The 25,030-nt window shown below is 47.4% G+C and carries 28 protein-coding genes; 16 read left to right on the top strand and 12 right to left on the bottom strand.

Annotation, left to right across the window (positions count from 1 at the left end; translation table 11 throughout):
- Positions 1-9 precede the first annotated feature (9 nt).
- The gene (locus tag ACUN27_RS28445) at positions 10-1,056 is read right to left on the bottom strand and encodes an acyltransferase (RefSeq protein ID WP_445559988.1); all 1,047 of its coding nucleotides are present in this window, start codon (positions 1,054-1,056) and stop codon (positions 10-12) included.
- Between the two features lie 71 nt (positions 1,057-1,127).
- Positions 1,128-2,360, bottom strand: coding sequence for a Gfo/Idh/MocA family protein (locus ACUN27_RS28440; protein ID WP_445560672.1), 1,233 nt, complete (start codon positions 2,358-2,360; stop codon positions 1,128-1,130).
- A gap of 347 nt (positions 2,361-2,707) precedes the next feature.
- Between ACUN27_RS28440 and ACUN27_RS28435 the strand changes: the two genes are divergently transcribed.
- Positions 2,708-3,139: a DUF86 domain-containing protein gene (locus tag ACUN27_RS28435; protein ID WP_315954236.1), complete on the top strand. Its 432-nt coding sequence runs from the start codon at positions 2,708-2,710 to the stop codon at positions 3,137-3,139.
- Positions 3,140-3,223: 84 nt separating this feature from the next.
- Positions 3,224-3,853 carry a helix-turn-helix transcriptional regulator gene (locus ACUN27_RS28430; RefSeq protein WP_326061022.1) on the top strand — a complete coding sequence of 210 codons (630 nt, stop codon included), beginning with the start codon at positions 3,224-3,226 and terminating at the stop codon, positions 3,851-3,853.
- 128 nt (positions 3,854-3,981) lie between these two features.
- Here ACUN27_RS28430 and ACUN27_RS28425 read toward each other — a convergent pair whose 3' ends face one another.
- Positions 3,982-4,614, bottom strand: a complete 633-nt coding sequence (locus tag ACUN27_RS28425; RefSeq protein ID WP_445559987.1) for a bifunctional 4-hydroxy-2-oxoglutarate aldolase/2-dehydro-3-deoxy-phosphogluconate aldolase — start codon at positions 4,612-4,614, stop codon at positions 3,982-3,984.
- A 177-nt stretch (positions 4,615-4,791) separates the two neighbouring features.
- Between ACUN27_RS28425 and ACUN27_RS28420 the strand changes: the two genes are divergently transcribed.
- Together ACUN27_RS28420 and ACUN27_RS28415 are read left to right on the top strand one after the other, a co-directional pair.
- Positions 4,792-5,238 carry a DUF948 domain-containing protein gene (locus ACUN27_RS28420; protein WP_445559986.1) on the top strand — a complete coding sequence of 149 codons (447 nt, stop codon included), beginning with the start codon at positions 4,792-4,794 and terminating at the stop codon, positions 5,236-5,238.
- A 14-nt stretch (positions 5,239-5,252) separates the two neighbouring features.
- Positions 5,253-5,624: a YtxH domain-containing protein gene (locus ACUN27_RS28415; RefSeq protein ID WP_445559985.1), complete on the top strand. Its 372-nt coding sequence runs from the start codon at positions 5,253-5,255 to the stop codon at positions 5,622-5,624.
- 48 nt (positions 5,625-5,672) lie between these two features.
- On the opposite strand, the gene ACUN27_RS28410 is transcribed toward ACUN27_RS28415, so the two are convergent.
- Entirely contained in the window at positions 5,673-6,788 is a 1,116-nt protein-coding gene (locus ACUN27_RS28410) for a phosphodiester glycosidase family protein (RefSeq protein WP_315954231.1), read from the bottom strand.
- 118 nt (positions 6,789-6,906) lie between these two features.
- Positions 6,907-7,578 (bottom strand): helix-turn-helix domain-containing protein, encoded by a 672-nt coding sequence (locus ACUN27_RS28405; RefSeq protein ID WP_315954230.1) that lies wholly within the window; start codon positions 7,576-7,578, stop codon positions 6,907-6,909.
- A gap of 170 nt (positions 7,579-7,748) precedes the next feature.
- On the opposite strand from ACUN27_RS28405, the gene ACUN27_RS28400 reads away from it, so the two are divergent.
- From ACUN27_RS28400 to ACUN27_RS28370, 7 genes are all read left to right on the top strand, one after another.
- Positions 7,749-9,788: a glycoside hydrolase family 15 protein gene (locus tag ACUN27_RS28400; protein ID WP_445559984.1), complete on the top strand. Its 2,040-nt coding sequence runs from the start codon at positions 7,749-7,751 to the stop codon at positions 9,786-9,788.
- Between the two features lie 18 nt (positions 9,789-9,806).
- Complete coding sequence (locus ACUN27_RS28395; RefSeq protein ID WP_445559983.1) at positions 9,807-10,958, top strand: glucose 1-dehydrogenase; 1,152 nt, start codon at positions 9,807-9,809, stop codon at positions 10,956-10,958.
- 257 nt (positions 10,959-11,215) lie between these two features.
- Positions 11,216-11,635 (top strand): disulfide oxidoreductase, encoded by a 420-nt coding sequence (locus ACUN27_RS28390; RefSeq protein WP_127454697.1) that lies wholly within the window; start codon positions 11,216-11,218, stop codon positions 11,633-11,635.
- A 272-nt stretch (positions 11,636-11,907) separates the two neighbouring features.
- Positions 11,908-12,414: a polysaccharide deacetylase family protein gene (locus tag ACUN27_RS28385; RefSeq protein ID WP_445559982.1), complete on the top strand. Its 507-nt coding sequence runs from the start codon at positions 11,908-11,910 to the stop codon at positions 12,412-12,414.
- 114 nt (positions 12,415-12,528) lie between these two features.
- Positions 12,529-13,338, top strand: a complete 810-nt coding sequence (gene racE / locus ACUN27_RS28380) for a glutamate racemase (RefSeq protein WP_326061031.1) — start codon at positions 12,529-12,531, stop codon at positions 13,336-13,338.
- Positions 13,339-13,469: 131 nt separating this feature from the next.
- Positions 13,470-14,360 (top strand): M14 family metallopeptidase, encoded by an 891-nt coding sequence (locus ACUN27_RS28375; protein ID WP_326061032.1) that lies wholly within the window; start codon positions 13,470-13,472, stop codon positions 14,358-14,360.
- An 89-nt stretch (positions 14,361-14,449) separates the two neighbouring features.
- Positions 14,450-14,659, top strand: a complete 210-nt coding sequence (locus ACUN27_RS28370; protein ID WP_315954224.1) for a hypothetical protein — start codon at positions 14,450-14,452, stop codon at positions 14,657-14,659.
- Positions 14,660-14,948: 289 nt separating this feature from the next.
- Here the strand turns inward: ACUN27_RS28370 and ACUN27_RS28365 are convergent, their stop codons facing one another.
- Both ACUN27_RS28365 and ACUN27_RS28360 read right to left on the bottom strand, forming a co-directional pair.
- Positions 14,949-15,128 carry a hypothetical protein gene (locus ACUN27_RS28365; RefSeq protein WP_127454688.1) on the bottom strand — a complete coding sequence of 60 codons (180 nt, stop codon included), beginning with the start codon at positions 15,126-15,128 and terminating at the stop codon, positions 14,949-14,951.
- Between the two features lie 198 nt (positions 15,129-15,326).
- Positions 15,327-17,573: an FAD-dependent oxidoreductase gene (locus ACUN27_RS28360; protein ID WP_326061033.1), complete on the bottom strand. Its 2,247-nt coding sequence runs from the start codon at positions 17,571-17,573 to the stop codon at positions 15,327-15,329.
- Positions 17,574-17,694: 121 nt separating this feature from the next.
- On the opposite strand from ACUN27_RS28360, the gene ACUN27_RS28355 reads away from it, so the two are divergent.
- A complete protein-coding gene (locus ACUN27_RS28355; RefSeq protein ID WP_326061034.1) occupies positions 17,695-18,477 on the top strand; it encodes an AraC family transcriptional regulator in 783 nt (260 codons plus the stop codon).
- A gap of 46 nt (positions 18,478-18,523) precedes the next feature.
- Here the strand turns inward: ACUN27_RS28355 and ytvI are convergent, their stop codons facing one another.
- From ytvI to ACUN27_RS28340, 3 genes are read right to left on the bottom strand one after another with little or no spacing between them, the layout of a single operon-like run.
- A complete protein-coding gene (ytvI, locus tag ACUN27_RS28350) occupies positions 18,524-19,636 on the bottom strand; it encodes a sporulation integral membrane protein YtvI (RefSeq protein WP_315954220.1) in 1,113 nt (370 codons plus the stop codon).
- 25 nt (positions 19,637-19,661) lie between these two features.
- Positions 19,662-20,408: a type I methionyl aminopeptidase gene (gene map, locus ACUN27_RS28345; RefSeq protein ID WP_315954219.1), complete on the bottom strand. Its 747-nt coding sequence runs from the start codon at positions 20,406-20,408 to the stop codon at positions 19,662-19,664.
- A 32-nt stretch (positions 20,409-20,440) separates the two neighbouring features.
- Complete coding sequence (locus tag ACUN27_RS28340; RefSeq protein ID WP_145659322.1) at positions 20,441-20,800, bottom strand: winged helix-turn-helix transcriptional regulator; 360 nt, start codon at positions 20,798-20,800, stop codon at positions 20,441-20,443.
- Positions 20,801-21,049: 249 nt separating this feature from the next.
- On the opposite strand from ACUN27_RS28340, the gene ACUN27_RS28335 reads away from it, so the two are divergent.
- On the top strand, positions 21,050-21,352 hold the full coding sequence (locus ACUN27_RS28335) for an iron-sulfur cluster assembly accessory protein (protein WP_315954218.1): 303 nt from the start codon (positions 21,050-21,052) through the stop codon (positions 21,350-21,352).
- Positions 21,352-21,573 (top strand): DUF1450 domain-containing protein, encoded by a 222-nt coding sequence (locus tag ACUN27_RS28330; protein ID WP_127454674.1) that lies wholly within the window; start codon positions 21,352-21,354, stop codon positions 21,571-21,573. Before ACUN27_RS28335 ends, ACUN27_RS28330 begins: the two co-directional genes overlap by 1 nt.
- Positions 21,574-21,619: 46 nt before the next feature.
- Here the strand turns inward: ACUN27_RS28330 and ACUN27_RS28325 are convergent, their stop codons facing one another.
- Both ACUN27_RS28325 and ACUN27_RS28320 read right to left on the bottom strand, forming a co-directional pair.
- Positions 21,620-22,114: a glutathione peroxidase gene (locus tag ACUN27_RS28325; RefSeq protein WP_315954324.1), complete on the bottom strand. Its 495-nt coding sequence runs from the start codon at positions 22,112-22,114 to the stop codon at positions 21,620-21,622.
- A gap of 24 nt (positions 22,115-22,138) precedes the next feature.
- Positions 22,139-23,029 (bottom strand): TIGR01777 family oxidoreductase, encoded by an 891-nt coding sequence (locus ACUN27_RS28320; protein ID WP_445559981.1) that lies wholly within the window; start codon positions 23,027-23,029, stop codon positions 22,139-22,141.
- A 135-nt stretch (positions 23,030-23,164) separates the two neighbouring features.
- On the opposite strand from ACUN27_RS28320, the gene ACUN27_RS28315 reads away from it, so the two are divergent.
- Positions 23,165-24,166: a hypothetical protein gene (locus ACUN27_RS28315; RefSeq protein ID WP_315954216.1), complete on the top strand. Its 1,002-nt coding sequence runs from the start codon at positions 23,165-23,167 to the stop codon at positions 24,164-24,166.
- A gap of 126 nt (positions 24,167-24,292) precedes the next feature.
- Positions 24,293-24,994: a FadR/GntR family transcriptional regulator gene (locus ACUN27_RS28310; RefSeq protein WP_326061036.1), complete on the top strand. Its 702-nt coding sequence runs from the start codon at positions 24,293-24,295 to the stop codon at positions 24,992-24,994.
- Positions 24,995-25,030 lie beyond the last annotated feature (36 nt).

The following is a 25,030-nucleotide window of genomic DNA, read 5'->3' as shown; positions in this document are numbered from 1 at the left end:
GTTCCGCTGCTAAGCGGAACCTTTTTTCATGGCTGCGTACATCCGTACGAGCAGCCAGGAGCAGAGCGCTCCAATCAGGATCGAAGCGATGGTATGCAGATCATAGAGCCAGAGCTGATCCTGGATCGGTGTGAGGCGCCCCCAGAGCGTAAGCAACGCGGGATGCACAAGGTAGATGCCGAAAGAAGCGGCTCCTAATTCGGTGAGTGCAGCGCTAAGCCTCGGGCTATCGGCAAGACGCCTTAGCGACCACTGGACGGCCCATAGCGGAACCGCCATACAATACACGAGGAGAGCCAGTTCAAACCAACTATTGCCGAAGCTGGCCCGACCATACTGGTGCAGAAGAAGCATCCCCACGAAAGTGGCGCCTGCAAGGCACATGATGCTCCCCGTTAAGTGTCTGTAACGTTCAGACCAGGCAGCAATAGCTGAATAATGAATGCCCACGAAAGCTCCAAAAGTGAATACCCCTGAGTAGCTGACAAAAAGCGAGGCATATTCCGGCAGAGGCTGCACCTCATGATGAATAACATAGGCTCCGGCTTGAATAACGATACCGATCGGAATTAGCGCCCGTCGAACCCAAGAGAACCGTCTCACTACCGTAATCAGAAGCGGGAACAAAAGGTAGAACTGAACAATGATGACCATATAATAGAGATGATAGCTGGCATTCCCCGAAATAAGCAGTTTGATGAAGTAAATGATGTCAAAACCAACGGTTCCATGAAACATAAACTGGTTAAACAAATAATAGAAAAGGGACCACAGGACATAAGGAATCAGGATTCTTTGCAGTCGTTTTGTCCAGAAAACACGCGACATTCCTGGGCCCCATCGATCGTAATACGTATAAAAAAGCACGACGCCACTGATCCAAATGAATAGCGGCACGGTGAATAAACTGGCTTTGTTAAGGATGAAAAAGATGGTTTGCGAGCCGCTCCCGATCGGGAGCAGCGTAGCGCCCGATGTGCTGTGAATAAGCACGACGGCGATGATGGCGATTGCGCGGATGAGGTCGATCTCTGGTAGTTTGGGTCTTGACGGCATGACGGTAATCTTCTCCTTTTTTCACTTTGTTCACTGTAACATGAATGAAAAAGGAGGACAATACACGTCAATTAATCGCGATAAGCAACAAAACTGTCTGGATCCAGCAGCTTCCACTCGGATGGAGGCGACCCGAAATCAGGGACGTCTAACATTTCACCTTCCCGTTTGGAGGATTCATGAGCGACCAACCCTGGCGCTAAGTAATCCGCAGCCCGCCAAGCGTTATTTGGCGGCAATTTTTTCGTGTATATGGCTTTCAAATAATCATCAACAAGGAATTGGTGCGAGCCGAAGTGCCCGTTAGGAAGCCCCTCAAAGGTATGAGGCAAGCGGAAGCTGTGATGCACCTTGGCAAGGCTGGCATGGAAATCGTTTTGCAGTGTTTGATTCATATTGGTATCGCTCACATGTACATACCGATCCTTGCAGGCAAGCTGCGGTGTCAGATTCTCGACCGCCCCCCATTTCAGAGAAGTCCACACAGAACCACCCGCATGCTCCTCATAGCTGCCGTTTGTTCCGAACATGCTCATATATACGCTGTTGTTCCCTCCCCAGCCCACACGTCGGAACTCATTGAGGCGCATCATTCCGCCATCTGAGGTACGTACTAGAGCACTCTGATTACTGAACGTATTGTCCCATAGGTTAGCCTCTTCCTGAAAAATCTGATCCTCATGCTGGTCGACATAGCCTAAACAGGATACCTTAGTCGCCTTAGCCCCAGTAACAGACAGAACCATAGAGACGGAATGCGTCGGATAATACATTGGCGGAATGCCGGCCACTTGCTTCCAATCCTTCCCGCCCGAATATTTGAAAGCATCGTAGAACCCATGTGTCATATCATGCAAATATTGAGCTTCTCCGTAGACAAAGTTGCCAAAATGGCCCGCTTTGAATTGGTCCCGGCAGTAAACCGTAGAGGGGTAATAATAACTTGTCTCCCCAGTCATGTAGATTAATCCGGACCGCTGCACTTCCTGGATAATGGCGGATATTTCCTCTAAGCTTTGAGCCATCGGCACAGCACAATAGACATGCTTGCCAGCCTGCAGAGCTTGTATGGTTTGAGGGCCATGCAAATGTCTTTGTGTAAAAATAGCAACGGCATCCACATCGCTGCTCAGCAGCTCCTCTAATGAAGCGTAAGTTTGATTGAGGGAGAAAGCTTTTGCAAATTTTTCGCGGCGATCCTCGTGCAATTCTGCCAATACAACCTCATCCACATAAGGATGAGCTTGAAACAACTGTACGAAGCATTGTGAGAATTGGCCAGCCCCAACAATCCCTATTTTCATACCCACGAGAGTTCCTCCTATAATGAGAGCTATACATTCTGCTTTTGATATGCGACATCTCTTTTATTGTAAGGAGGTTTCTACGCCATGTATTTAGTCCAAAGTAACAATATGGTTTCCAAAATCACAGTAAGATGAGCTAGTCTTTGGCAGCAAGGGTGCTTGCTTGACGCTCTACAGCTAGCGCGATACACTAATAGAAGTGAAAACAGCGAAAGTCAAGAGGGTGATTGTACATGAGTTACGAATATCTCATGCAAGCGGTATTGTTAATTTTCCTAGTTATCATTACTTTTTTTGCAATGTTGATTTGGACGAAATGGCGAAAAAGAGGACGGAGATAGACAATGTATTTTATTAATCATGAACAGATTGATGCGCGTATTCAGTTTCTTTCGGAATTGACCGATGCAGTCAAACAATTGGAGCAGCAGTGGGAGCAAGGCGATAACGGCCTCGTATGGCAGCTGGCTCAGGAGCGGGTACTACACTTGGCTATTGAAACCGTGACCGATGTGGGCAGCTTGTTGATCGACGCTTTCATATTAAGAGATGCGAGCAGCTACGAAGATATCGTGGAAATCGTACACGGCGAAGGTGCCTATTCCGAATCATTGACCGCCACGCTGCTTGAGCTTGTGAAGCTGAGAAAGCCGCTTGTGCAAGACTTTGTGGATTGGAACCGTCAAGCGCTGCACCCCGTTCTGCCTAAACTTCCTGCGGCATTTGCAGAGTTTGCTGCGAGTGTTAGGGCATTCATCAAGAGTGAATTGGAATAACATACATAGATGTTTCTTAATTTACAACTTCGATATGATGCTGTAAAATGAAGCATAATGATTGTTCCGAGGGTAGGTGAGCTAATGAATCAAGCACTTGAGACATCCACGCGCAAAGTGATTCTTTCCATGCTCAAAACTGGGGGACCTCTCAGTGTTCAAGAGATGTCCAAACAGCTCGGAATTACGGAGATGGCCGTCAGGCGGCATATTCATTCTATGGAAAAGGAAGATCTGCTCGAAACGAAGCTTGTTAGGCAGGCGATGGGGAGACCTACTAATGTTTACACGTTAGCTCCCAAAGCAGATGAACTATTTCCCAAGAAATATATGCAGTTGACACTAGATTTACTGGATGAGTTACTTGAAGATCAAGGGCATGAGAAGATAGAGCGGCTTTTTGAAGGCAGGCAGGATAAGCTTGAGTCTCGCTACCAGCCGCGCATGGTGAATAAGAACTTGGAAGAGCGCGTTGCTGAATTAGCGCATATCCAGAACGAAAACGGGTATATGGTCGATTGGGCACAGACAGGTGTCGACGCCTATACATTTAGCGAGCATAATTGCCCGATCTCCCAGGTCGCAAATACGTTCGGGCAGGCCTGTCAGTGCGAGCTTGCTTTGTTCCGCAATTTGCTGGACGCAAACGTGGAGCGCACCGAATGCTTGGCCAAAGGCGCAAACAAGTGCGTCTATACCATTAGAAAAAAATAAATAAGGCTGTCCCAGAAGGTAGAATTTCTACTCATGGGACAGCCTTTTCTTATGGGGGAACCACCCTGGGCGCTCTCGCGAGCTATTTCTAGCGGACACCGCGCGGGAATCTTCTTCCTGCCCGGCAGTTAACGCGAAGCCGCAAGAAGCCGTGCAGCTTTGTCCGTCACCCACTCGAAGCGGCCGGCTTTGATTTCTTTTAAATTAATAAGCGACCCGCCGATACCAAGCCCGTAGCAGCCCAGGTCCAGAAATTGTTTAATGTTCTCTTCGGTAACGCCGCCAACAGCCATCATCGGAATATGGTCAAGCGGTCCCATCAATTCCTTGATATAGGAGAGACCAAGGCTCGCGCTCGGGAAAATTTTAATCGCTGTAGCGCCTGCTTTCCATGCTTTGACGACCTCGGTCGGTGTCATCGCTCCCGGGAAAATCGGAACCCCCTCACGGTTGGCATAACGAATGACGTCCTCATCCAAATTCGGCGTTACCAGAAAAGAGGCGCCTGCTTGTACAGCTTTTTGCGCATCCTCCACATCGAGTATGGTGCCTGCACCAATATACATTTGTTCGCCCAACTTCGTTTGTAACTCGCTAATCATCGCCAAAGCGCCGGGTGTGTTGAGCGTCACCTCCATAACGGTAACTCCACCCTTCAAGAGTGCTTCAGCTACGGAAAAAATGTGAGCTTCTTTCACGCCACGAACAATGGCGATAATGCGCGTTCGTTCAATTTCCTTCAATCCTTGCTCTCGGTTCATGTGGCTCCTCCAGTTGTTCAAAGTTCGATTTGATTTTCATTATGACAGGTCCCTGAAATTTTTCCAGTTTTTTTGTGTCAAAACAAGCTACTGCTACCTATACTGTAGTAATTCATAGGCATTCGTCTAGAAGCCGCCATTAATCAACGCAGTTTGCAGACTCGGGAGGTGCTCGTCATGACTTGGATGGAGATTAGTGCAGTTAGTTCGGCTATTGCTTTTATTGTGCTCGTCGTCTTTGCCGTTCGCATGCTGATTACAGCAAAAAGGATGTTACAACAACTTAGCGATACGGTTGCTCAAACGGAACAACATGTAGCCAAAGCGACAGAGGAAGCTGAACAATTGCTGAAGCAAGCGGGGCAGCTAACCGAAGAGGTGCACTTGCAGGTGCTGGCGTTAGAGTCAACTGTTCAATCCATCGAGAAGACTGGAGCAGCTATAGGGGATGTCGCTTCGGTCCTTCGCAAAGGTGCACGCATGATGAGTGAGTCGCTTCACGGTGCGGAAAGGGTTGTACATACCCACCAGAAGCGAATAGAGGACGTCATGGAGTGGGCAACGACGGGTTATGAGCTGTGGCAGAGGTGGCAGGCGAATCGGAAAGCCAAATCAGACCATTAAGGAGTGGATTTCACATGGCAAGCGAAAAAAAAGGTAAAGATCTTCTCATCGGCGCGATTGTTGGAGGTTTACTGGGTGCAGCGACAGCTCTGCTGTTCGCACCGAAATCCGGTCGCGAGCTTAGAAACGACATTGCGGAGAATGCCAAAGCCGTTAGCGACAAGACGGTTCAACTGGCTACTTCCGTCTCGCAAAAAACGCAAGAGGTTGCAAAATCCGTTAGCACCACAACTTCTGATTTCGTAGGCAAAGCAAAAGAGACGGCAACAAATGTGGTGGGCACGGTTCGCTCATGGAAAGAGTCCAAGATTGACGATACGGATTTGCAAGATGATGAGGAAACATCTGAAGCCGCGGAAGATTTAGTCATCCTAGGAAATCGCTAAAATTGAAAAGCAGCAAGCTCATGAATTCGAGCTTGCTGCTTTTTGCATTTACCACTTCGATGGATCAATCTTGCGAATATCCAAGCCTTCCCATACGTTTTTGATGGGAGCCGTTTCTGGATGTTCGAAGACCAGCCATGCCGTAGGAAGATACCTCTCCCCATATTCACTGGATGGCTTGTTGATGATTGCATTATTGTGCACAAGCACGGTAGAAGCTCCACCGTCTAAATTAGCGGCTGTGACAGCGCCATGCGCCAGGAAAATCTCCTGAATATCGTACAGCGTTGCTCCTATGCTGTGCGTCTGCCTACCGTCGATGACAGCGAATAGAATGGAGCCATCTTTCGTTTGCGCCATGCTGGTACGCGGAGCAATTCCCCAACCATCCGCTTGGCTTTTGATTTGTCCAACACCGTTGACAATGAACCGCGGGGAAAAGGAAACAGCTTCCTGAACACCCATCGCTACCAGTTCAGAGACTTTATATTTGCCGGCGATCATACGACCTTCTTTATCGATGCCAACCACTTGCACAGTGCCGTTCATGCCTTTGTCATTGTAAAAGATTTTGCCCCCGGACATGACGATACCTTCCGGTTGGAACCCATTCCCCTCCCAGTTGGGGTCGATGAAACCTCCGCCATTAACGCCGAGGATCGCTCCTGTTCTTTTGACCATGGAGGATACTTTCTCGCCTTTGCCCACTTTCTCAGGAACGGCAATTCGAAGCTTCTTAGGATCAGAAATGGTGACAAGCTGCCCTTTGAAGTTCGTCCCTGAAATAGGTTCAATGGTGACGAGCTCCTTCTTGACTGCGGCCGCCGGGGCTGTAGAACTCACAGGTTCAATCTGAACAATGCCTTTATCTTTCTCATCGCCCATTTCGTCAAATTGCTTCCAATAAGCTTCAACGCGCTTCTGCAATTCCTCGGAGCCAATTAAATATTTGGCCCAATCGCGATGCTGCGTTGTAATCAAAGTATCCGCCATCATGAGACGAACAGTCGTACCTGACGCTGTAAGGAAAAACCAACATAAGGACAGAATCGAAAGAAGGACAAAACTTAAAATCGTATACAGAAAAAAACGCATGCCCACAGAACGTTTTCTGTTCTTTCTCGCTAGTCGAGATTGTGTGGAGGTGGTCTGTTGTACAGCCATGTATTCTTTACCAACCCTCTCTACCAAAAAATCAATGCAATCAATCTTTATAGATAGACGAAAAAAAAGGAGTAAAGTTTCATTCTTCATGAACTTTACTCCTTTTTAACAATTCGTATTAGATGGGGCGCTTTACTGAAGACAGCAATGAATCTGCTGCGGAAGGGCGTTCGTAATGAAATTCCAAGCCCACCCCCGTATTCCGGGCTACGCTGCGCACAATGAGATCATGGTACTTCTTTTGACGAATGGCAGCAATAACAACAAATTTCGAAATACCGAGGGCGTCAAAATAAAGTTTTCCTTCTTTTTCAATATACTTTTGCACATGATTCATATTGACGAAAAGGTCGGTATCCATCTTTTTAAAGCCCATCTCCTCGAGCTTATCCAAGAAAAGACTGAAATCAAGCAACGAATTTACAGCTTGGCTAATACGTTCAAAACGAGTGTGATAAATCATTTCTTTCGAGCTGACTTCAATAAATAATGTATCGTTCATGGAAACTGGTTCCTGCAAGGCTTCTTTGCTGCTGCTTGCTTGCTCACTCTCGTTCTCGAGGTAGCCGGCTTTCTCCATTAAATCGGTGTATGGAATGTTGTAGGCATCCGACAGCTTTTTTAACGTAACAGGCGATGGGTTGATTTTCTCATTGGTCGAGCGATTGCGCTCCAGTTCCAAATCTCTGATGTAGGCGTGTGAAAGTCCGCTTTTGTTAGCTGCTTCGCGCAGGGACATTTTGCCCCGTAAGCTTTCCAAAAATTTACCGAATCCTTCTAATTGCTTCATAGTGATGAATCCCTCCATATTGTTTAATTGTAAATGAGTTTGGCGGAAATGAAAATGTGTAGGCTTGAATTGGTGTTATTTCCCTGAAATCCCTGCCATGTGGGCTGCGTGCATATTTATGCTTAGCGATTGGAAAATTAGTAGCATCATCATGGAAAGAGGCTGATCGCATGGCAAGAGATTTACCCATTGGGAACGGGAATGTACTCATTAATTTTGACGCTGCTTATAATATTCGTGACATGTATTACCCTTTAGTAGGTCAAGAGAATCAATCTAGCGATCATCTTTCACATTTTGGTATTTGGTGTGCGCGAGACTTCTTCTGGATTGACCATCCGGAAGTTTCGAAAAAGCTGAAATACCTAGAAGATTCGCTGGTTACGAACGTTGAATGCACCCATGAGAGATTGGGATTAAGCTTCGTTATTCGAGATGGTGTAGATGTTCAGCAAAATATTTTTTTACGCAAAATAAAGATGGACAACCATTTTGATGAGGAAAGAGAGATTAAACTTTATTTTCATTTGGATTTGCAAATCTATGGCAATGGTGTCGGTGATACGATTTATTTTGACCCGGAGTTGAATTCGCTTCTGTTTTATAAAGGGCATCGCTATATGTCGTTGTCAGGTTTATCTCCAGATGCCGATAAGCCGTATCCCAGCGGTTATGCAACGGGGCAGAAAGGCATACATGGGCTTGAAGGCACATGGCGTGATGCGGAAGATGGCCATTTGGGGGGAAATCCGATTGCGCAAGGTTCGGTTGACGGGACACTTGAGTTGACGATGGTGCTGCCTCCCAAAAGCTCAAAAGAAGCGTGGTTCTGGGTTTGTTTCGGCCATACGAAGCAAGAGGTAGAGCGATTGGAAAACTTGCTGCGCACAGAGTCGCCACAAGCTTTATTGCAGCGCACCCATGATCACTGGGTAAGATGGGTCAACCAGGATGCACATCAGCTTACCTTGCTGAAACCGGAATTGGCTTCCTTTTACAAAAGATGCCTGTTGATCACTAGAACGAATGTTGACAATCGTGGCGCCATTATTGCAGCCAACGACTCGGATATTTTGAAGTTTGCCAAAGATACCTACTCCTACATGTGGCCGCGGGACGGGGCGCTGGTATCTCATGCCTTAGACCGAGCCGGGTATTACGAGCTGTCCAGGAAATTTTTTGACTTTTGCATAAAAGTGTTGACCCCTGAAGGGTATCTCATGCACAAATACAATCCCGATAGCTCCGTAGGCTCAAGCTGGCACCCATGGGTGGACGGTCAGGGGAAAAAGCAGTTGGCCATTCAAGAGGATGAAACGGCACTCGTTCTGTATACGTTATGGCATCATCACAAGCTGGCAGGCACGATAGAGCGTTCCCGTGAAGATTACGAGAAATTTGTGAAACCCGCTGCGGACTTTCTCGTTCATTACCGGGATGCTTCCGGGCTTCCGCTGCCCTCCTATGATCTCTGGGAAGAGCGTTATGGCGTGCTAGCCTTTACCGTCGCCTCCGTATATGCGGGTCTGGTTGCTGCCGCTCGTTTCGCTGATTATCACCAGGATAAAGCGCGTTCCGTTTATTATGCCGATATCGCAGATCAAGTGAAAAAGGCAGCAGAACAGCAGCTGTTTGCGGCTGACCAGAATCGTTTTTTACGTGCTTTATATTGGAGTTATGATGAAAATAAATACGTGCCTGACTATACGATGGATATGAGTATGTACGGGTTATTCGACTTTGGATTGTTCGAGCTGGAGGATCCAAGGCTTGTGGCGACGATGAAGATTCTAAAAGAGAAATTGTGGGTACATACGGATATCGGCGGCATTGCCAGGTATGAAAATGACTACTACCATCAGGTGACGAATGATGTGGCTAAGGTGCCAGGCAATCCGTGGTTTATCTGTACGTTATGGTATGCGGAATGGCTGGTGGCCTCGGCAAAAGTGATCGAAGACCTACAAGAAGCGGAGAATCTGATGTATTGGGCAATACGCCATGCGCTGCCATCAGGCACAATGGCGGAGCAGGTGCATCCGTTCACAGGGGCGCCGCTTTCCGTTTCGCCATTGACATGGTCGCATGCTTCATTTATCAAAGTTACGCAAGAGTATTTATCTAAACTAAAAAAATTGACCTCAAGCGGAACTAAACAAGCAACGGATGCCAGTGAAGACAAAGTGTTGGAGCCGATTGTTCATCAATAGTTGGGAGGAGATGATGAGATGAAAGCGATTCGCGTCAAACAACTGCGACAAGGTAAGCCTTCGATTGCGCTGGAAACCGTGGATGATCCCGTGATTACTCACCCGCAAGAGGTAATTGTTAAGGTGTTGGCAGTAGGTTTAGACGGCACGGATAAGGAAATTTTGCAGGAGAAATACGGTGTTCCTCCACAAGGTGAGGATGATTTGACGACAGGCCATGAATCCTTAGGGGTTGTTGCTGAAGCTGGCGCAGAGAGCGGATTCCAAGCAGGAGATCTCGTGACCGCCATTGTGCGGCGGCCCTGCCGGAATCAAAGCTGTGTCAATTGCCGGAACGGTCACTCTGATTTTTGTCAAACCGGAGAATTTGTGGAGCGTGGTATCAAAGGCGCACACGGTTTCCTCTCCGAATATTACAGAGAAGATGGCCGTTATCTCGTACAAGTTCCTACGGATCTGCTCGAGCATGGCGTTCTGGTTGAGCCGCAGAGTATTGTAGAGAAAGTGTGGGATCAGGTGCTGCGCGTACAGCAGCGGCTGATCTGGGAGCCGAAGATAGCGCTCATCCTTGGCTCAGGCCCGTTAGGGCTGCTTGCTGCTATTACATGCAGGCTGCTCGGCTTGGACGTGCACGTTTGGTCGAAATCACCGCAGGATAGCCTGCAAGCGCAGCTTGTTAAGGACTGCGGGGGTGTGTATCAAACGGCGGACGAGGGCGGCGGTTTGACGGCTTACGCGGAGGGACTCGGCAAGCCGATAGATTTTGTGCTCGAATGCACGGGCTTCAGCCCGCTGGCCTTCGAGGCTATGGCTGTGCTAGCGCCGAACGGCGTGCTGGCGCTGCTCGGGGTCACGCCAGCTGACCGCAAGCTGGAGATTTCCTCCGACATGCTTAATCAGAGCATGGTGCTGGAGAACAAATGTGTGATCGGTTCGGTGAACGCGGCACGCAAGGATTTTGAGACGGCCATCTATCGGCTGCAGCAGATGGAACGGGTGTATCCCGGTTGGCTTGACCGGCTGGTCACCAACCGGATGAAGCTGGAGGCCGTGCCGAAGCTGGACTTTGCGAGCATCCCGATCAAAGCGGTCGTCGACATCGTTCCGATGGAGCAGTGGCGCGGGCTGGTGAAACAAACGAACGAAGTTGAGTACAGCTTCTCGGTATGAATAGAGCCAAGCAGGTTGGGAAGTGCCTGCTTGGTTTTTTTGGATTCGTAGAAGTTAAGCGTGTATTACGACGCTAACAGCTATGTTCAGCCGCTGCCGCGCACATTAACGTCGAAAAACGACGTTTCAGGTGGGGCGACGAGCAGTTTGTAGACACAAGTCGTCGCCCGTGAGAGCCAAAAAGCAACCTCACCCAAAAGGTTAGACTTCCCTCCTATATTTTTCTATAATAATGGGGAAGGGGAGGACGAGCACAAATGTCAAAAAAATTCTTAAGAGAAAACGGTATGCACCTATCATGGCTGATTGCCTTAATCGCCACATTAGGGAGCTTGTATTTCTCGGAAATTATGCATTTTATACCTTGCAAACTTTGTTGGTATCAACGCATTCTCATGTATCCGCTGGCTATCATCCTGGGGATCGCTGCTGTGCGAAGAGACTACAAGCTGACGATTTATGTACTACCGCTTACGATTTGGGGAGCCTGTATTTCCGTTTATCACGTTTTGCTTCAATCCGGAGTGTTCCACGAATCCGCGACTGGTTGCGGGCCAATTCCATGTGACGTGGATTACTTGAACTGGCTTGGTTTTATTACGATTCCTATGCTTGCCGGGACAGCTTTTATTTTGATCACCATTCTCCAATATTTGACATACCGAGCTACGAAATAAACACCGCGTACCAAAAATAGGCAGGTAATTTGTCTGGCACTGTCGAAAGGAGTACTGAACGTATTCCATCATGCGAGGTGCTACAATGACATCAATTACCAAAAGTGCTGCACTGCTGATCCTTTTAAGCGCAACATTGGTCGGTTGTGCAGACAAAAGCCTGCTTTCTTCTGCTGCCGAAGCTGTAAGCAAGCAACCACCAAAGCAGCGGAGCCTACGCCAATCTCAACTCCAACTCCTAAACCAACTACAAAGCCCATAGCGACTCATCCTTGAAGGAAAACGGAGTGAAAGCGAACTTTTTCATCTCAGGGAACAATATCAAGTCAAACCCGGATTATTTGAAAAGAGTTGTGGCAGACGGCCATTTCGTAGCCAATCATACGATGACGCACAAAGATTTCAATGAGCTGAGCGATGACCAAATTCGCAAGGAAATTACGGATTTTGAAGCCTTATATAAGAAGATAACCGGTAAAGAGGTCGAGAAGTACTTTCGCTTCCCTTACGGTCACTACAATATGCACAACTTGAGTTTAGTATCGAGCATGGGGTATACGTCTGTCTTCTGGTCGACGGCCATGCGTGATTGGGAACCGAGAGAGAATGGGGCCGAGGATCCTTACAACGATATCATGAATAATTTGCATGACGGCAATGTTATTTTGATGCATCAGGGATCTTTGGAGAACATGCAGGCTCTCGCTCGCATCTGCAAAGAAATTAAGAAGAAGGGCTATGAATTCGCACTTGTGAATGATTTGCAGCCAAAAAAATAGGTGACAGACCAGCAAGAATCAGTGTTGTAAGCCTAGGTACCTTTCAGCTTGTACGTTCATATTCTATCCATGTAGCCTTTGAAATTCATTAACCGGCAAAGGAAGCGGATAGGTGTGCAGCAAGCGATAGCCGTACTGGACTCCGGAGTCGGAGGATTAACTGTAGTAAAAGAACTCATGAGGCAGCTGCCGCAAGAAAAAGTCATCTATTTCGGTGATACGGCTCGAAGTCCTTATGGACCGCGATCAGCTGTAGAAGTACGTACATTTACCCGGCAAATTGTGGATTATTTAATTCAATTTAACCCTAAAATGATTGTGATTGCTTGTAATACGGCAACCGCGGTTGCCATAGAAGATATTCGAGAGCGCGTCTCGATTCCAGTGTTAGGTGTTATCTCGCCAGGCGCGCGAGCCGCAATTAAGCAGACGCGAACCGGGGTTGTCGGGGTGATCGGCACGGAAGGCACGATCAAAAGCAAGGCATATGAACATGCCTTGAGGTTAATCTCGCCGGGCATACAGGTGTACAGTGAGCCTTGCCCGCTTTTGGCGCCTTTCGTGGAAAAAGGGCTTTTTGGAAGAGAGCAAGAGCAGGAGATTGTAGCGCAATCGCTTCAGCCGTTGGTCGACAAGCCCATTGATTGTTTAATATTGGGATGTACCCATTATCCATTTTTGATGGAGCCGATCTCCCGGGTGATGGGACCGGACGTTACCTTGATTTCATCTGCCGATGAAACGGCAAGAGAAATCAGCACGATTTTGTATCATCGCGATCGGATGGAAACATCGGGGATATTGCCGATTCACCAATTTTTTTGCAGCGGAGAACCTACGTTATTTAAGCGCATTACAGAAAGTTGGCTCAAAGATCAGATAGCCATCACGCCTGTCGTATGGCAGGTGCCTACTATTTTTTGAATAGACCCTCAATTGGGTCTATTTTTTTGTGGGAAGAGTGCAGTAACTTAACTTCGTTACGCCGCATGTTTCTAATGGAGCAGGCATATTCATAACCTACGTAGGAGATCAAAGAGCTGTGAGGTGGTCGTATGTTGGGTTACGGGTATGGGACGTTGTGTGATGAATTGAATCGGCTGGGCAGGATATATCCTTTCCTGCATGTCGAAGTTATAGGAGAAAGTGTGATGGGAAAAGGCATACCTGCGCTGCGCATCGGTCAGGGGGCCAGGGAGCTCCATGTCAACGCCGCGATACATGCAAATGAATGGATTACGACACCGCTTGTTATGCAGTTCGTAGAGGATCTCGCTTGTTCCTATGCCAGAGGAACGGCTTGGCAGGGCAGAAACACCAGACGCCTGCTATCCGAGTACTCCCTGTGGGTTGTTCCTATGGTGAATCCTGACGGTGTAGAACTTGTCCTTAATGGCATTGGAGCTGACCATCCCTACCAAGCCAATCTGCTGGAATTAAACGGAGGTCAGACAGATTTTAGCAGCTGGAAAGCGAATATAAGGGGCGTAGACCTCAACGACCAATTCCCTGCCCATTGGGAAGAAGAGGCTGAGCGTAGGGGGCAGCTAGGGCCGGGACCGCGGGATTATGGCGGTGAGACGCCGCTCTCGGAGCCAGAGACTGCAGCGCTCGCGCGTTTTACAGAATGCCACCCGTTTGAGTTAGTCGTTGCCTTACATACACAAGGAAGAGAGATTTATTGGAATTACCGTGGGTATGAACCTCCGGAATCGGAGTATTTTGCCGACCAATTAGCGATTGTCAGCGGTTATGAGGCCGTGAAATTAACCGATAGCGATGCAGGGTATAAAGATTGGTTCATCCAACAATTCCGAAGGCCTGGATTCACAGTCGAGCTGGGTGTAGGCGTCAATCCGCTGCCCGCGGAATCTTTCGCCGAATTGTATGCGGAGATCGTCCCGATCCTGCTGACTGCGCTGGATTTACAAACCGTTAACCGGTAGACAAGTACAGGAACATAACCTTGTTTCTCAAGAACCGTTCTGTCCAGACTTCATATACTGGAGTAAGTAGACGGTTGGGAGGCGAGGTTATGGCACCACCTAAAGGCAAGGGCAAGGTTGCTAAGAAAAAAGTAGTATCTTCCAGAGAGCAGTACACGATGAGAATAGTGGAGTCGTCTACGTGCGCGGTTTGTAAAACACAATGTACAAGAGGACTTCGTTATTTGGAGCATATGGCTCAACCGGGGGCTGTTGGTAGAGGGGTTCCCTGTATTTTAACAAGAAGAAAAATCAATTAAGCGAAAAAAAGTCCACGCCTAAAAGGAAGAGAGGCATGGACTTTTCTTTATTTACTTGTGCCCTTTATTGCTTTTCTGATCCTGGGTTTTCGTCGTTGTATTTTTGCGTGATTGCCCTTGCTGTTTATGATCTGCTGACATGGCCGGTCCTCCTTGGATATCGTTGTTGGAAAGCGCGTAATTATTATAAGCAGTTGGTTGATTTTGATACAGATTAAAGAGGAAAATAAAAACCCAACGAACGATGGATATCGTTCATTGGGCTGTATGCGAAGATGCTAGAGTACAATTAATGGTTAGGAGGAAGCAGCTTATCTTCGAGACGTTGCTTAACCTTCTTGATGGCGTCTCTCTCCAATTTGTGGTTTAAGTTGAACTTCGCACCTGTTAATGCAAGCGCTTCCTTAACAGTCATTTCTACATAAATAATCTCTTCACCTTGACGAATTTGAATAGAATTTTGTTCCATTTCCATCACTCCTATGTCAACTTTTTGAAGAGGAAACCTTGATTTGTCGCACTTTTAATATAACATATCATGTAAGGTTAAACAAGGGTTATTAAGACCTATTTATGGAAAAAGAATGTCGGAAACGATGCAGGGCACCAAAGAAAAAAAGCACGCGAAACGGCAGCAATTGCTAGGCCATTTTGCGTGCTTATGGGATTAGCTGTAGCAGCGAATCTCTACAATTTCGGCTCGCTCAGCTCCATTTGTTGATTCGACTAGCAAGCGTAAGCGGCTGGTTACAACGGTCTCTGGGAATGTATGAGTATGAAGGCGAGTGTGATTATTAAGCTCTTCAGCGACTGTTTTCCATTCCCCACCAACAAAGGCTTGGAGTTTGTAGTCTTTAACCAACTCAGGAATAATCTCGAAAGCTGTCCGATGATGATGCAAATTAATTAAATCCTCATGGACATCATCATTCAAGGTCAGTTGTACGCTGCGGATTGGCACGGCATTCGGCCAGCTGACTTCAAGCCACTCCGGCTTATCGGCTTCTAGATGAGCGGAAGACCACATGTTCGGGCCGCCGTATGGCCGTTTAAAGCCATTAGCTGCTTTATCCGGCGAGAAAGCCGAAGTAGGCGAGAGCAGTCGGAAGCAGATCGGCTTGCGGTTGAACTCGCCGGGTGTCCAATCAACGACAGGTTGGTTCGGTGTCGTGTCGCCATAATCTGCGGCATTGCTATTATCTTTATGCTTGAGCCCAAGGACGCCGGACTGTAGTTTGTCGGACTTATGAACCGATATTGCAGGATTGCTGCGCAGAATAATAAATGCATTTTGAGCGGTATCCGGATGCCAGCTTAGTGGAACATGGACCCACTGCCCCGATCCTTGCGAGACGGCTACTTGAACGGCTGTTACCTGTGTGTGCGGGACATAGTTCTGCGGCTTCCCTGTGCTCCATAACTCGACGGATAGTTCCGTAGCCTCCGAGGCGTCAAGCAGCAGCTCCAAGCCCTCAATATGTGGATCTACGGGCACAAGAAGTGCGACGCTATCGGCAAGAGGGTACACCGACGCGGACTTTTCAACCGCCAGCTGGGTCAAGGTGCTGGATGCTGTCAAGGTCGCGCCAAGCACAAGGTCGGCTGCGTCGGCATTCTTGATCCCGAGCACGGAGGCATCCTGCCGCAGCAGCGTTTGCTGCAGCTCGCTCAGGTGGCTGCCGTGCAGCTCGCGAGGGGAAATGCCTTTCGCTGCGCAGAGGGCAGCGCCCGTTCCTGCGGCTTCGCCGATGACGGCACAAGTCGCCATGACGCGTGTCGTGCCGAAAGCGACGTGGGACGCGCTGATATTGCGCCCAGCCATAAGCATATTCGTCGTATTGACCGAATAGAGGGAACGGAACGGAATGTGGTAGCTGCCGTCCACATGCATATGCTTGGAGCCCTTTGCCGTGGCGTACATGCCTTGCGGCGGATGCAGGTCAATCGACCAGCCGCCGAAGGCGACGCGGTCTTCAAAGAGCTCCTGCGCGATGACATCATTCTGATTCAGTACGTAGTCCCCAACGAAACGACGGTATTCCCGTTTGCCCGGAACCGAACCGATCCACTCGAGTGTGAGGTTATCGGCTTCGAACTTACCGGAATTTTTGATATAATCCCAAATCCCGTAAATCACGGAAGACAGTTCATCACGGATTTTTTCGTTATCATGCACCGTATCCAGTTCACCGCCCCACTCAATCCACCAGTAAGCGCAACCATTATCGCCGCTGCGAATAACCCGTTTCATCGGAATTGTGGTCTGCGTAATATCTTTGGCGAAGCTTGGCGGGATGTACTTCACAGGTCGGCCGGCATCTTTGGTATAGAAGAGCAGAGTGCTGCCTAACGTAATATCATCTGGGACAAGAGGCGCCCATTCTTCATTGAATTCCTCCTGCGCTTCACGGCCAATACGGAATTTGGCGCCTGCCAGAAACCCGACGAGCCCGTCGCCTGTGCAGTCGAGATAGACACGGCTGTCGAAGCGGATACGGCGTTCAGACCCCATCATCCAGCCTGTAACGGATCGGATGGTGCGGGAAGCTTCGTTTCCGTCTGCATCGACTTCATGGACGTCCGTATTCAAGAAGAGGGTAATATTTTTCTCCGCTTTTACTTTTTCGAGTACAATCAGATCCCATAGATAGGGATTTCCATCGATATTGCGGTATTGATTCTCAACAAACATTTCACCCATGATACCGGTTTCACGCGCATACCGATGAAGTCCGTGGGAAGTAGCTCCGCAAACCCATACGCGTACTTCACTACTGGAATTACCGCCAAGAACAGGGCGATTTTGCACAAGGGAAACAGTTTGACCTAATCTGGCTGCGGCGATCGCGGCACACACGCCAGCTAAACCTCCACCAACAACGGTGATGTCGGATGTAACGATTTCGTGTTTCATGACCAGCACCTCACTAGTTAATAGAATATCTTTGATTTCATTGTAAAAGATTCTATTCCTATTGAACATACAGTCAGTTACAATAAGCATATACTTTATTTCACTTGAAGAGGGTGAGGGGTTGGCTTTTCGTGATGTCGCGGTAAAACTCATTTCGCATGTTTACTGGCATCGTAAAGATGAGTTTATGTATAACGAGGACTCGTATCCTTGCTGGACGTTATTTGCTGTGGAAGAAGGCAGATTTGTCTATGGAATCGGGGAGCACAAGGGTGAAGCGGGATTTGGTGACTTTGTTATTTGCCCGCCTCATGTTGGTTTTCGAAGGAGGACGCTGGAGTCGCTGTCTTTTCATTTTCTGCAGTTTGTTTGGCTGTCGGAACCAAGTTTAGAGGAAGCAAACAGCTGGAGAGGCAAGCTCGTCATTAAGGATATCGAAAGATTAGCCTCGAATTATCATTATTTGAAGAAACTGACGGGATGGGATGAAGAGAGCACGCTGCATAAGCAGCACATGCTCAGCGATATCTTTCGATTAGTCGCAATTGAACGAGAACTCAGAGAGGATCTTAACTCAGAAACGGATAGTTTGATGGAAAAAGCACGCAAATATGTAACGGATCACGCTTACGGAAGTTTATCCATGTCGGATTTGGCGGAGAGCCTGGGGCTAACTCCCGTGCAGCTTACACGAAGGTTTCGCAGAGCTTTCTCGCAAACGCCGTCTGAATTTCTGAATGAATTACGCTTAACAAGAGCGCGCCATTTGTTGGAAGGATCGACTTTAACGTTAGATGCTATCGCTGGAAATTGCGGATTTGAAAACGGTTTTTATTTGAGTCGCGTGTTTACACAAAAAATGGGGATGGCTCCATCGGTGTACCGCAGTATATATCGCGTTTAATACAAAAAAGCTCATCTTTCCAGGAAGGAAGGATGGGCTTATACGTTTATGGACCACTCGTAGGTAGATTGCTCTGCGCATATTCGTCCTCAGGCTTGCGTATCCAACGTTGGAAATAGCCTTGTGAATACAGGGCTTTGAGCAAGATAATCAAAACTGGCGAAAGGATGACTCCCGCAACGCCAAACAAGGAAAGGGACACGATCATAAAGGCTAACGTCGTAAAGGCCGACACGCCCAGGGATTCCCCCGTAATTTTGGGTTCCATGATTTGTCTGACAAGAATAACGACAAGCAGTAGCGCGCTAAGCCAAATTGCAAGTGTTGTCTGACCCACGATAAACAAGTAAATGATCCATGGAATGAACAAAGTGGAGACACCCAGCAGCGGCAAAACATCGAAGATAGCCGAGAGCAAGGAGATAGAGAAAGCATTATTGACGTCGAGCAGAAGCAAAGCGACAAAAACGACGACAAACGTTAGGGAAATCAGCTTAAATTGAGCTTTTACGTAAGAGACAATCCCCTTCACGACATTTTCCTTTAGAAAAAAGAATACCGATTTAAATGTTCTTGGTGTTTTCTCACTGGCAAGGCGTTTCCAGGAGTCGATTTCTATGCTGAGGAAGTAGGCCAAAATGATTCCGACAATGAAGTTGAACATGAAGGTGGAAAAGGAAGTCAGCGAGGCTACTAGTCCGGATAAGAAAGAAATAATGAATTTAGATGCATTACCTGCAAATTGTCCGGCATATTCTTTAATTTTCACAATGACATCAGGGGGCAACGTTTGGAAGCGATTATTTAGTTCGCTAATTTTATGTATGATTTGGTCATTAAAAACGGCTTGATAATCGTCTACTTTATCGACAAGGCTCATGATCTGGCTTGTGAAAATAACGGCGGCACCCGCCAGCGCACCCAAGATGATCAGGACGAAGAGGAGTGTTGAGATCGCTGATGCAATCGACTTTCGCATCCCTTTCCGATTCAGAAACCTAGCAAAAGGCTCGATCATCATGAAAATGATCAGAGCCAGAAAGATAGGTGTCGCGATGCGATACAAATAGCTGAACAACAGCATGAAGAGGTAGACGGTTAGAACAATGAGAGCAATGTCAAAAGCAGTTCTCCAATATTTCTTGTAAAAAGAAATCATGCATGTTCCTCCGGGGCTTAAATGTTTATTGTTCCGTTAAAATAACCGGTCCTTGGCTCGTAATCGCAATCGTGTGTTCATATTGTGCAGATAGACTGCCGTCGTAAGTTCTTGCTGTCCATCCGTCGCTATCTACCTTGGAATGATATTTGCCGACATTCAGCATCGGTTCAATGGTGAACACCATGCCTTCTTTAATACGCGGCCCTTTGCCAGCTGGTCCGTAATGCGGAACTTGCGGTTCTTCGTGCATTTCGGAGCCGATTCCGTGTCCGATAAAGTCTCTGACGACGGAGAAGCCTTGTGATTCCGCATACACCTGGATTGCATGCGATACATCGCCGATGCGGTTTCCTGGAATCGCTTGCTCAATGCCTTTGTACAGCGACTCTTTGGTTACTTTAAGCAGTTTCTCAGCAATAGGAGAGATGTTCCCAACGGCGTAGGACCAAGCGGAGTCCGCCAACCAACCATCAATCCGAACAACCATATCAATGGTGACGATATCGCCGTCGTTCAAAGCTTCTTTCTTCGGGAACCCATGGCAAATCACATCGTTAACAGATGCGCAGGTAGCGTAAGGATAGCCGTGATAGCCCTTTTGTTCCGGTGTTGCGCCGTGCTTCGCCAAAAAGCCTTCGACGAATTGGTCGATTTCCCAAGAGGTAATGCCAGGGCGAATCATTTTGGCAATTTCTTTATGGCAATCGGCTAGAATACGTCCAGCTCTGCCCATTTTTTCAATTTGCTCTTTTGTTTTAATGGTAATCACGTAAGTCCAACTCCTCAGCTGTTATTCAATCATTATGTCCATTTTGCAGACCATAGCTTCATTTCTTTTAATATTTGATGCAAATCCTGGCCTTTCGGTGTCAAGGTATACTCAACGGTAACAGGGACAGTAGGGTATGCCATTCGCTCTAAAACACCGTGATCCTCAAGATGACGGAGAATATCGGTTAGAGATTTCGGGCTGATTCCAGTCACTTGACGCTGCAGTTCACCGAAACGCTTCGTACCGCAAAAAAGTTCCCGAAGCACGAGAAATGCCCATTTGCCACCGATCACTTCAAGTGTACGTTCAATTGAGCATTCAATTTCTTTAGGCACTTTAGGAACATAGTTGCTGAGCGGGGCGACTTTTTCATTTTCAAGAGTTGACATTCAGAAACGCGTCCTTTCCATTTTGGAATGTACATAACTATCCATGAAGTAAGTAAGTTACCAGCTTGTATTTAGGGTAAAATAGTTCCACTACTATGTATTTTAAAGTTCGTGAAGGCAATTAGCAATAGCAGCGAGGTTGCCGCATTTGTAAATCGCTTTTTAAGTCGGATGCTGTCAAAGGTTGATTTCGCGCCTTAGATTCTTTACAATAAGAAATAAAATTATTGTTTCAGGAGATGTGTACATATGAACGTCAAAATTTCTCGTAATGCAGCGAAAGTACTTCAATTGGAGCTTGATAAAGAAGAAAACAAAGGTCTATTGGTTCGAGTACAAGTGACTCATAAACATGGCGACCACGCTCACTATGGCTTGGGTCTTGACGATAAATCTGCAAATGATGTCGTTGTCAGCACGGACAAGGGCATTGATGTTTTGCTGGATGGAAACGAACCATTGCTTGACGGAATCCGTATTGATTACTTCTACACACCAGAAGAAGGTTTCATGATTACGAACCCAAGCAAGGGGAACCACGGAGATCACTAATGCGCAATGATATTCGCATTTGTGATAAATGCAAACATATGAAAGTGAAATCTGCACTTTCAAAAATTAAAGTCATTGCACCTGATGCCGAAGTCAAAGTTGCCTGCAAATCGTATTGTGGTCCTTGTTCTCGTTTTGCTTTTATATTCATTAACGGCCGCTATGTAACAGGAGCAACGGAAGACGAAGCAATCGAAAAGGCTAAAAAATACGTCAAATAAAAAGAACCGTCCGGGCGATCAATGCCCTGGCGGTTTTTTCTATCTGTTATACATGCGTGGTGGCTTTTGCTAGCAGTTGGCGAATTTGGCTTTCAATTTTACGCGGCGTTGTAGTTGGTGAGAACCTTTTTATCACGTTGCCGTTTTGATCCACGAGAAATTTAGTGAAATTCCATTTGATGCTGGAGCCGAGCAAACCGGAAGCCTGCTGCTTTAAGTAGCGGTAAAGTGGATGGGTGTCAGCGCCGTTAACATCAATCTTGGAGAACAAAGGGAAGTTCACACCAAAATTGATTTGGCACGCTTGCTCAACCTCTGTATCGTTTCCGGGCTCTTGATCTCTGAATTGGTTGCACGGAAAGCCCAGTACGCTAAAACCTTGATCTTTATATGTATCATGAAGCTCCTGTAGTCCCGTAAATTGAGGGGCAAATCCGCACTTGGTTGCGGTATTAACAATGAGCAGCACTTGTCCTTTGTAGTCAGCTAGCGACTTATCTTCACCGCGAATTGTCCGGGCTGAAAATTGATGAACGGTCAAAAGAATCACCTTTTCACAGTTATTTTATTTGTTCACGATATCCGCCAGCGCTTTGTCAACGGAACGATATGTAAAGCTAAAGCCATGTTGGAGCAGTACATGCGGCAGCACCTTCTGGCCTTCAAGAAGTAGTGTGGATAATTCGCCGAAAGCAAGCTTCATGACAAAAGCAGGGAGAGGAAACAGATTCGGTCTGTGAAGTGCTTGGGCTAGCTGCGCCCCGAACTGCTTGTTTGTGACAGGATTTGGCGCTGTCGCATTGACAGGCCCGCTGATTTCCTCGTTTTGGATGCAGAAGTCGATCAATCTTACCATGTCTTCAATGTGAATCCAAGACAACCATTGTCTGCCGCTGCCGATAGGGCCCCCAACTCCAAGCTTATAAGGGAAAGCCATCTTTGGAAATGCTCCTTCTTTCCCGTCGAGCACAAGCCCAACGCGAACTTTGACGAGTCGCGGGCCTTTGATTTGGTCAGCCGCTTGTTCCCATTTGTCCACGACACTCGATAAGAAATCCATCGTATGGTGCGGGCTGCGCTCATCGAAGGTTGCCGACTCAGACGTGCCATAAATAGACATACCTGAAGCATTAACGACGACCTTAGGTTTCTTGTCCAAAAGTTCCACAAGCTGCGCTACTTGGTGGGCTGCTGCAATCCTGGACTCCAAGATGCGCTGTTTAGCGGCAGCCGTCCAACGCTGATTAATGGATTCACCGGCCAGATTGACGATGGCGTCCAGTCCTTCAAGCTTCTCAGGGGCGTCTTGCAATTCTGCCCATGTTACCGTGCGCGCACCTTGTACGACGGCTTGCGAAGAGCGGGAAATCGTAATCATCTCATGGCCGCGCTGTTGCCAGTAGGCAATTAAACGTCTGCCAATAAAGCCGCTTCCGCCGGTTACCGCAATTTTCATCGATGAACACCTCCTTCTAGTTATTATATCATTTACAAAATTTGCATGTCATCTAAGCGGGTTAACTAGCCTCGATATTACGGCATTGACATGGATCAGGAAGCAAATGGTATATTGGGAAAAGGAGGGATGCCTATGTTTCGTTTTTTATTTGGAAAATCATCTAAACCGCCAAAGCGCAGTCGACTTGGTAAAGCTAAGCCCGTCTATCGAGCGTCTGAACTGCCTAATGGTCTGGGGCTGCTTGAAGGTATTCCGTTAGATCGTATTGTTACGAAGTTAAACAGTTCAATTCCTGCTGATTATGCGGAAAGAATTCAATATCGGGTGAAAGCCGAGCATCCACGTATGACAGAAGACGAATATGCTTGCAAATGGTTTGAATTAAAGCGTTATTTTGTCATGGGTCTCATTTTGAAATCGACTCCGATGTTTAGCAGCGAAATCGATGACCTATGGCACGAAATGCTAATGTTTACAAGGGAATATCAGCGTTTTGGAGAACAGTTTGCAGGTGGTGTTATTCATCACTCCCCCGAACGTGAACCGAAGTTGATGCCTGGAGAACGTGCTTGGTTTGATTGGGTGTATGCTCACTTGTTCGAATTTGCGCCGAGCAGCAAGCGCTGCTGGAACGGATTTTTCCGCAATGCCTTGGATCCTGACCGTACAGAACTGCTTCGTGAAGGCAATGTGGATGCGATTACCCGAAGCTTGTTCAATCTGGAGCAGGCAGGCCGATATCCCGAGGTTGCACAAACGATTCGCCTATTGGTTGAGCAAGCCATTCTGGAAGCTAATAAGGCTGCAGAAAGCCGCCGTCTCGAGGATACGGGCTGGGATTATTCCACAGCTAACCCGAACTCCATGCTCTATCTGGCAGGCGCTATGATGTTCTTCTCCATCCAAAGTCCACAAAGCTATGCCCATGATATGAATACGAATTTCCCGGAGAATTCCTCTGAAGATCCGCGCGATAAGCATAGCAGCTGCTCTTCTTCGGGCTGCGGAAGTTCTGTGGGAAGCTGCGATAACTCTGGAGATCAAGGGGGAGGCAGTTCCTGCTCGTCCAGCTCATCTTGTTCATCTGACTCCTCAAGCTCCTCCTGTTCAAGTTCCAGCTGCGGTTCGAGTTAAAGGTTTAAAACACTTTCCTCGAAAAATTCTGGGAAGTGTTTTTCGTATGCAAGGGCATGCTAAAATTTAGTCTGGAAAAATTCAGATGCCCTATGCTATACTCATGTTCAAACAGGAGATGATCAGATGAATTCTAAAATGTCTTTCCAACCGCTGAACCGTCCAAAGTTGGTAGACGATGTAGTGAATCAACTGCAAAAGAAGATTTCAGAAGGAGAAATAAAACCTGGGGATAAGATTCCTACGGAACCGGAATTGATGCAGCAGTTCGCCGTGGGACGTTCAACGATCCGCGAAGCGGTCCGTGTCCTTGTGCACGCTGGCCTGCTTGAGAAGAAACAGGGCTTCGGTACTTTTCTGAAGGCGCAGTCGGCCATGCAGGAACCGCTTGATCACAGGCTCCGTAGAGCCCAGATTCTGGAAGTTTACGAGGTCAGAAGGATGCTTGAGTTAGAAATCTCCAGATTGGCTGCTGAGCGCCGCGACGAGAACGACCTCGAGCAAATGCGGAGTGCGTTGGATCAACGTTATGAAGCATTGGAGAAAGGCGACACAGACACGTATTTGCGTGAAGATGTGAAATTTCATCTAGCGATCGCTGTTGCCAGCAAAAATAGTGTTGTCATCGACCTGTATCGATCTTTCACATCGGCGCTTTTCGAGGCATCGCAAAAATTGATCGTGACATTGCAAGATCCGCATCATCTGTTTCACGAGAATATGTACAAAGCTATCAAAGACAAGGACGTCGCGGAAGCGGAGTATTGGACCATGAAAAATCTGGATGAAACGGTCACACAGCTTAAACAGTTTGTAAACCAGGAGTAGCTTGACTCTCCTATGTCTTTAAACATCAGATGATAT

It is taken from the genome of Paenibacillus sp. WC2504 (assembly GCF_052682475.1).
The sequence above is the reverse complement of the archived record's forward strand: the minus strand, read 5'-3'. Positions and strand labels throughout refer to the sequence as shown.

Excerpts from the sequence above, each read along its gene's own strand:
- ACUN27_RS28445 (WP_445559988.1), bottom strand. The coding sequence starts at position 1,056 with ATGCCGTCAAGACCCAAACTACCAGAGATCGACCTCATCCGCGCAATC.
- ACUN27_RS28440 (WP_445560672.1), bottom strand. The coding sequence starts at position 2,360 with ATGAAAATAGGGATTGTTGGGGCTGGCCAATTCTCACAATGCTTCGTA.
- ACUN27_RS28435 (WP_315954236.1), top strand. The coding sequence starts at position 2,708 with ATGTATTTTATTAATCATGAACAGATTGATGCGCGTATTCAGTTTCTT.
- ACUN27_RS28430 (WP_326061022.1), top strand. The coding sequence starts at position 3,224 with ATGAATCAAGCACTTGAGACATCCACGCGCAAAGTGATTCTTTCCATG.
- ACUN27_RS28425 (WP_445559987.1), bottom strand. The coding sequence starts at position 4,614 with ATGAACCGAGAGCAAGGATTGAAGGAAATTGAACGAACGCGCATTATC.
- ACUN27_RS28420 (WP_445559986.1), top strand. The coding sequence starts at position 4,792 with ATGACTTGGATGGAGATTAGTGCAGTTAGTTCGGCTATTGCTTTTATT.
- ACUN27_RS28415 (WP_445559985.1), top strand. The coding sequence starts at position 5,253 with ATGGCAAGCGAAAAAAAAGGTAAAGATCTTCTCATCGGCGCGATTGTT.
- ACUN27_RS28410 (WP_315954231.1), bottom strand. The coding sequence starts at position 6,788 with ATGGCTGTACAACAGACCACCTCCACACAATCTCGACTAGCGAGAAAG.
- ACUN27_RS28405 (WP_315954230.1), bottom strand. The coding sequence starts at position 7,578 with ATGAAGCAATTAGAAGGATTCGGTAAATTTTTGGAAAGCTTACGGGGC.
- ACUN27_RS28400 (WP_445559984.1), top strand. The coding sequence starts at position 7,749 with ATGGCAAGAGATTTACCCATTGGGAACGGGAATGTACTCATTAATTTT.
- ACUN27_RS28395 (WP_445559983.1), top strand. The coding sequence starts at position 9,807 with ATGAAAGCGATTCGCGTCAAACAACTGCGACAAGGTAAGCCTTCGATT.
- ACUN27_RS28390 (WP_127454697.1), top strand. The coding sequence starts at position 11,216 with ATGTCAAAAAAATTCTTAAGAGAAAACGGTATGCACCTATCATGGCTG.
- ACUN27_RS28375 (WP_326061032.1), top strand. The coding sequence starts at position 13,470 with ATGTTGGGTTACGGGTATGGGACGTTGTGTGATGAATTGAATCGGCTG.
- ACUN27_RS28370 (WP_315954224.1), top strand. The coding sequence starts at position 14,450 with ATGGCACCACCTAAAGGCAAGGGCAAGGTTGCTAAGAAAAAAGTAGTA.
- ACUN27_RS28365 (WP_127454688.1), bottom strand. The coding sequence starts at position 15,128 with ATGGAACAAAATTCTATTCAAATTCGTCAAGGTGAAGAGATTATTTAT.
- ACUN27_RS28360 (WP_326061033.1), bottom strand. The coding sequence starts at position 17,573 with ATGAAACACGAAATCGTTACATCCGACATCACCGTTGTTGGTGGAGGT.
- ytvI (WP_315954220.1), bottom strand. The coding sequence starts at position 19,636 with ATGATTTCTTTTTACAAGAAATATTGGAGAACTGCTTTTGACATTGCT.
- ACUN27_RS28340 (WP_145659322.1), bottom strand. The coding sequence starts at position 20,800 with ATGTCAACTCTTGAAAATGAAAAAGTCGCCCCGCTCAGCAACTATGTT.
- ACUN27_RS28335 (WP_315954218.1), top strand. The coding sequence starts at position 21,050 with ATGAACGTCAAAATTTCTCGTAATGCAGCGAAAGTACTTCAATTGGAG.
- ACUN27_RS28330 (WP_127454674.1), top strand. The coding sequence starts at position 21,352 with ATGCGCAATGATATTCGCATTTGTGATAAATGCAAACATATGAAAGTG.
- ACUN27_RS28320 (WP_445559981.1), bottom strand. The coding sequence starts at position 23,029 with ATGAAAATTGCGGTAACCGGCGGAAGCGGCTTTATTGGCAGACGTTTA.
- ACUN27_RS28315 (WP_315954216.1), top strand. The coding sequence starts at position 23,165 with ATGTTTCGTTTTTTATTTGGAAAATCATCTAAACCGCCAAAGCGCAGT.
- ACUN27_RS28310 (WP_326061036.1), top strand. The coding sequence starts at position 24,293 with ATGAATTCTAAAATGTCTTTCCAACCGCTGAACCGTCCAAAGTTGGTA.